Annotated in this window: 2 protein-coding genes; one reads left to right on the forward strand and one right to left on the reverse strand. The window is 42.4% G+C overall.

Annotated elements, in window-relative coordinates; all coding sequences use genetic code 11:
* Window positions 1–84 precede the first annotated feature (84 nt).
* Window positions 85–252 (reverse strand): hypothetical protein, encoded by a 168-nt coding sequence (locus B9G53_RS27145; protein ID WP_176453074.1) that lies wholly within the window; start codon window positions 250–252, stop codon window positions 85–87.
* A gap of 234 nt (window positions 253–486) precedes the next feature.
* On the opposite strand from B9G53_RS27145, the gene B9G53_RS03330 reads away from it, so the two are divergent.
* The coding region (locus B9G53_RS03330) for an AAA family ATPase (RefSeq protein ID WP_094529104.1) at window positions 487–1,541 on the forward strand (1,055 nt) is incomplete at its 3' end.

The following is a 1,541-nucleotide window of genomic DNA, read 5'->3' on the forward strand; positions in this document are numbered from 1 at the left end:
ATATTCTCCTTTTCATTCTCTTGGATTTGCTCAGTTCTCCATTCTCTGGGTTGCTTCTTCCTGCTCTTTTTCTGATTTTCTTAATCAACTTAGTCTAGACTCCAGTAAGTCTGCTTGATAAGCCTTACTACTCTTTGGCTGTAAAGACCTCGATGCTAAAAATTCATCAACTCGTGATTGACGTAAGTCTGTAGTCGCGATCGCTTTGGGCGGTTCACCGTAAACAACTAAAATTGGTTCTGGAATCGACATAGCAATATCAAGTGTAGTGTTAGAAGACGCGAAAAAAGCGATCGTTTTCAAGCCTCAAAACCCCAACTTGTCTTAGAAACATCTTAGAGCAAATAATCATCATTTATTTGCTCTAAGATTTATACGAATAAATATTTATACTTAGTGCTGGTAATGTGTTTTCTAGGTTTCAGGACTTTGCTTATCGCGTTGCGATATATTGAAGGGGTGTCTGCCCGTTAGTTAGTTGTCGTTATGCAAAAATGGTTTAATACTGCTGGTCCTTGTAAGCCTGACATTCATTACATGTTGTCAGCGACAGAGCGCTTGCCTGAAATCAAACAACTAATTGCTCAAGAAAACTATTTTGTCATTCATGCGCCAAGGCAAGTGGGTAAGACGACAGCGATGATTACTCTCGCCCAGGAATTAACGGCAAGTGGTCAATATACGGCGGTGATGTTATCACTAGAAGTAGGGGCTGTGTTTTCTCACGATCCTAAGTTGGCAGAAAGAGCCATATTAGATGAGTGGCAGGATGCAATTAGATTTTATTTACCACCAGAGTTACAGCCAAGTCATGGCATTCTTGGAGAATCAGGTCGTCAGATCGGTGCTTTTTTGGCAGCATGGTCACAAGAATCATCGCGCCCTTTAGCAGTATTTCTTGATGAAATTGATGCCCTGAGTGATGAGACATTGGTTTCAGTCCTGAGACAAATTCGCTCTGGATTTCCACGTCGTCCTCAGGGATTTCCGCAGTCAGTTGCGTTGGTGGGGATGCGTGATGTGCGTGATTATAAATATGCTGCTGGGGGGAGCGATCGCCTAAATACCTCTAGCCCTTTTAATATCAAAGTACGCTCCTTTACGCTGAGTAACTTTATCCTTGAGGATGTGAGGAATCTTTATCAACAGCATACGGATGCAACAGGTCAAATATTTACGCCTGAAGCGGTCGATTTAGCTTTTCATTTGACACAGGGTCAGCCTTGGCTGGTGAATGCGATCGCTAAGGAAATTGTGGAATATATTACAAAAGATCCATCTATTCCCATTACTGCTGAGTTAGTAAATCAAGCTAAGGAAATACTGATTAAGAGACAGGATACGCATCTGGATAGCCTTGCTGAAAGACTCAGAGAAGATCGAGTCAGAGCAGTGATTCAGCCTATTCTCGCTGGGCAGGAACTGCCAGATGTGCCACAGGATGATATTCGCTACGTCTTAGATTTAGGGCTTTGTACTAACGAAAATGGTTTGGCGATCGCTAATCCTATTTATCAGGAAGTGCTTCCTAGAGTGCTTGC

This window comes from Pseudanabaena sp. SR411, from assembly GCF_002251945.1.
Classification (GTDB): domain Bacteria; phylum Cyanobacteriota; class Cyanobacteriia; order Pseudanabaenales; family Pseudanabaenaceae; genus Pseudanabaena.

Bases quoted from the DNA above. Each gene is read 5' to 3' on its own strand.
- B9G53_RS27145 (WP_176453074.1), bottom strand. From the start codon at position 252: ATGTCGATTCCAGAACCAATTTTAGTTGTTTACGGTGAACCGCCCAAA.